This window comes from Flectobacillus sp. (genome assembly GCF_049240685.1).
Classification (GTDB): domain Bacteria; phylum Bacteroidota; class Bacteroidia; order Cytophagales; family Spirosomataceae; genus Flectobacillus.
The window spans coordinates 1-4,837 of the sequence record NZ_JBMLSD010000011.1; the positions used below are offsets into that span (position 1 = coordinate 1).

Consider the following 4,837-nt stretch of genomic DNA (forward strand, 5'->3'; position numbering starts at 1 on the left):
AAACCCACTTTGTGCCTCTGTCCCTTATCCCTTTGAACCTAAAAAAAACTAACCCCTCACCCCTATCCCCTTCTAAAAAAAAATCCCCATACCCGAAGATATGAGGATTCATCATAAGGAAAAGATTGTTCCTAGTTGCGTGCACTTGCATAAAGTGCATTTGGAATTTCTTGTTTAGAGAGGACCCTAACACGTACATTACCTATACCTCGTCTAACTATTCCAATTTTTTTGGCAGCCGCATAGCTTAAGTCTAAAAGTACTTTTCGTCTGTGCGGGCCTCTGTCGTTTACACGTACCACAGCTTTCTTACCATTGGCTTTGTTGGTTACTTCCAACAAGGTACCATAAGGCAGACTACGATGAGCTGCTGTGTAGCCATTGTGTTTGTAGCGTTCGCCACTTGAAGTTCGTTTGCCGTTGAATTTACGAGCATAAAACGAAGCTTTACCCTGAAATGACCGTGCATCTTTTGCTACAATTGAGAGTGAAATTACACTACAAAAAATAAGCAATAAAATGGATTTTACCATGTCTATTTTTTGGATGATGGAGTGCAAAATTACGGTAAAATCCTGTCATTTACAAGCTTGCACAATACTTATGAGTTTACGGCATTGTACTTTATTGATATACGTTTTAGTTTTTTCAATTTGCAATACTTCTTGGATTAATACAAAAATTGGGCTATCTGTCGAGATAGCCCAATTTTCAAGAAATCTAGCCAACACTTTTTCAGTGGTTAAAATCTCTTATTTTTTCAGAAAAAAATATTTCTAAAAAGTCAATTTTAACAAATATTAACATTTTTTTTCACCTATTCCGACTAGTATTTCCCACGAATGGCAGGCTTAATTTGGGTATCATACACCTCTCTCAAAGCCGTATAAATTTCGGCGGATAATGGCTCCAAATTACTAGAGCCCATATTGGATTCAACCTGAGAAATTTTGGTAGCTCCAGGAATCACTGTAGTAACAGCAGGATGATCCAAAATCCAACGTAATGACCATTGTGCCAAACGCTCATCGGGCATAAGATTTCCCAAACTTTGAGCAAACTCTACACCTTGTGCAAAAGCTACTCCCGAAAACGTTTCACCAACGTTGAAAAACTCTCCATTAGCATTATAATTACGATGGTCTGTAGTAGCAAAAGCGGTATCCTTAGTATATTTCCCACTCAATAATCCACTTGCTAAGGGCACTCGAACGATTAAGGAAACGCCTTTTTCTTGTGCTTTAGCAAAGATTTCATCTGCTAAATGCTGACGGAATAGGTTGAAAATAATTTGTAAGGAAGCAAGACCTTCCTGCTCCAAACAAATAAGCGCTTCCTCGGCAGTTTCGACACTAACACCCCAGTATTTGATTAAACCTTCGCTTTGAAGTTTTCTAAGCGAGTCAAAAACATCACCTTTTTGTAATTCTTCCGTTGGGATACAGTGTAACTGTTCTAAATACAACTGCTCCAATTGAAGATTTTGAAGAGAGTCTTCCACGTGCTGTTTGATAGCCTCATACGTAAAGTTCTGTGGCCAACCGTTTCCATTATCGCCTCTTCTTCCGAGTTTGGTAGCAACATAAAGCGTTTCAGAACGAGTTTTCAAAAATTTACCGATAACCTTTTCGCTGATACCTCCACCATAGACATCGGCCGTATCGATAAAATTACCTCCTAAATCCACAAATCGATTGAGGATTTCGAAAGCAGCTTCTTCTGTAACATTTCCCCAATCGGCACTGCCTAGTTGCCAAGTACCAAGACCGATTTCGCTAATAAGTTCTGTCTGAAATTTTCTGAGTTGCATGATGATTAATTGTGAATGAGGGATTTAGTGATAATGTTTAATTATGAATGAGCGAATGGTGAATTGTGAATGTAAATTTTCAGTTAATTACCAGTGCTTATAATCATGAGTAATCTTGCCAAATAACAGCTAGTAATTTTTTATTGTAAAATACAGATATTACAAAATACAATCGCAATTCAGCTTTAATTCTAAAATTTATTCCTCTACAAATCTAAAGACAATATGACATTATAAATGCTGATTTGGAGGGATTCTACTGAAATTTTGGCGGATAAAAATTCCCTAAATCGCTTAAAACAAGACATTTTTTCCGATTAATAGGATTGGATTCATATTTGATAAATAATTAACAAATAAAACAAATCAGGACAAAACAAAACTACTGATATGAACTTTAATAAATACACCACCAAAACCCAGGAGATTATCCAGCAGGCAGCTACGATTGCCTCGGGTAATGGTCAGCAGGCCATCGAAGCGGGGCACTTGCTGAAAGCTATTCTTGAGGAAGACAGCAATACTTCGGGCTTCTTGTTGAAGAAAATGGGTGTGAATGAAAATATCCTATTGACCAAACTTGAAAGCATTGTTAACTCCTATCCAAAAGTATCGGGCGGACAGCCTTATTTGGCCAATGATGCCGCCGCTGCTCTGACCAAGGCCGAAAATCTATTGAAAGATTTTGGCGATGAGTTTGTCAGCGTAGAATTACTTTTGATGGGTCTATTTTTAGGGAAAGACTCCGTAGCTACGCTATTAAAAGATAGTGGCTTCAAAGAAAATACACTCAAATCAGCGATTAAAGAACTTAGAGGTAACACCAACGTGAAAGACCAAAATGCAGAAGCAACCTATCGTTCTTTGGAACGATATGCTCGTAACCTAAATGAATTAGCCAAGTCAGGAAAAATCGACCCTGTGATTGGTCGTGATGAAGAAATTCGTCGTGTTTTACAAATTCTTTCTCGCCGTACCAAAAACAACCCAATGTTGATTGGTGAACCTGGCGTTGGTAAAACTGCCATCGTAGAAGGGTTGGCACAAAGAATTGTATTGGGCGACGTACCAGAAAACCTTCGTAGCAAAACGATTTATACCCTCGATATGGGCTTGTTGATTGCGGGTGCCAAATACAAGGGTGAGTTTGAAGAGCGTTTGAAGGCTGTTATCAAAGAAGTAACCGACGCAGAAGGCGAAATCATCATGTTTATTGATGAAATCCATACCTTGATTGGCGCAGGAGGCGGTGGTGATAGTGCGATGGATGCGGCCAACTTGCTCAAACCAGCCTTGGCACGTGGCGAATTGCATGCGATTGGGGCGACTACGCTTAAGGAATACCAAAAATATATCGAGAAAGACAAAGCTCTTGAACGTCGTTTCCAAGCTGTTACGGTAGACGAACCAGATGTAACTGATGCCATTTCTATCTTGAGAGGTATCAAAGAAAAATATGAACTTCACCACGGAGTACGCATTCAGGACGATGCGGTAATTGCCGCCGTTGAGTTGTCAAATCGTTATATTTCAGATCGTTTTTTACCTGACAAAGCCATCGACTTGATGGACGAAGCAGCAGCAAAAATGCGTATGGAGATTGACTCTGTTCCTGAAGAAATTGATGATTTACAACGCCGTATTATGCAACTCGAAATTGAGAGAGAAGCGATTCGTCGTGAAAATAATAAGGAGCGTGAAGCCATTATTAGTCGTGAGTTGGCAGAATTGACCGAAAAAAAATCGGGCTTAATGGCCAAATGGCAATCTGAAAAATCGGTACTTGATAATGTTCGCAAAATCAAAGAAGATATTGACCGTTTGAAATTAGAGGCAGAACAAGCCGAACGTGCTGGCGATTATGGAAAGGTAGCAGAGATAAGATATGGTAAATTACTTGAGGCGGAAAACAAACTCAAAGAGCTACAAACGCCGAAAGTAGAAGAAAACACGATGCTTCAGGAAGAGGTAACAGCAGAGAATATTGCTGAGGTGGTAGCGAAATGGACAGGTATTCCAGTTTCGAAAATGATGCGTGCCGAGCAAGAAAAACTCTTGCACATGGAAGAAGAATTAGGCAAACGTGTAGCAGGGCAAGAAGAAGCGATCGAGGCTATTTCAGATGCAGTGCGTCGTTCACGCGCTGGTATGCAAGACCCTCGCCGTCCGATTGGTTCATTTATATTCTTGGGTACAACAGGGGTTGGTAAGACCGAATTAGCCAAATCACTTGCGGATTATCTCTTCAACGATGAGAATGCAATGGTCAGAATCGATATGTCGGAGTACCAAGAGCGCCATGCAGTAAGCCGTTTGATTGGAGCACCTCCAGGATACGTGGGTTATGACGAAGGTGGTCAATTGACCGAAGCGGTACGTCGCAAACCTTACAGTGTGATTTTGCTCGACGAAATCGAAAAAGCACACCCAGACGTTTGGAACATCCTTTTGCAAGTACTCGATGACGGTCGTTTGACTGACAACAAAGGACGTATTGCCAATTTCAAGAATACCATCATTATTATGACATCAAACATTGGTAGTCATATAATTCAAGAAAAAATGGCAGAAATGGAAGGTTGGAATAACCATATCATCTTAGAAAAAGCCAAAGAAGAAGTAATGGGCTTATTGAAGCAAGTGGTTCGTCCAGAGTTTTTGAACCGTGTAGATGAAATTGTGATGTTTGAACCACTTTCTAAAAACAACCTTCACAAGATTGTCGAAATCCAGTTCAAACAAATCCAAGACCGTTTGAAAGAGCAAGGCATCACACTCGAAGCTACCGACGAAGCCTTGACATTCTTAGCAGAAGAAGGCTATGACCCAACCATGGGCGCTCGTCCACTCAAGCGTGTATTGCAAAGAAGAATTTTGAACGAACTATCAAAACAAATTCTTGGACATTACGTAAGCAAAGATTCTATTGTAATGATGGAATTAGGTGAAGATAAATCATTAAAATTCTCGAACGTAACAGTCGAGGTTTAAGTCAAATAGTTGGTTGAGGAGAAAAAAGGAGACTAC

Annotated in this window: 3 protein-coding genes; 1 reads left to right on the forward strand and 2 read right to left on the reverse strand. The window is 39.9% G+C overall.

Going from position 1 to position 4,837, the window contains the following annotated elements; translation table 11 throughout:
• Positions 1-131 precede the first annotated feature (131 nt).
• Together ACOVQ4_RS00585 and ACOVQ4_RS00590 are read right to left on the reverse strand one after the other, a co-directional pair.
• Entirely contained in the window at positions 132-533 is a 402-nt protein-coding gene (locus ACOVQ4_RS00585) for a septal ring lytic transglycosylase RlpA family protein (RefSeq protein ID WP_421818735.1), read from the reverse strand.
• Positions 534-826: 293 nt separating this feature from the next.
• The gene (locus ACOVQ4_RS00590) at positions 827-1,810 is read right to left on the reverse strand and encodes an aldo/keto reductase (protein WP_421818736.1); all 984 of its coding nucleotides are present in this window, start codon (positions 1,808-1,810) and stop codon (positions 827-829) included.
• Positions 1,811-2,200: 390 nt separating this feature from the next.
• On the opposite strand from ACOVQ4_RS00590, the gene clpB reads away from it, so the two are divergent.
• The gene (clpB, locus tag ACOVQ4_RS00595) at positions 2,201-4,801 is read left to right on the forward strand and encodes an ATP-dependent chaperone ClpB (protein WP_421818737.1); all 2,601 of its coding nucleotides are present in this window, start codon (positions 2,201-2,203) and stop codon (positions 4,799-4,801) included.
• Positions 4,802-4,837: the final 36 nt, after the last annotated feature.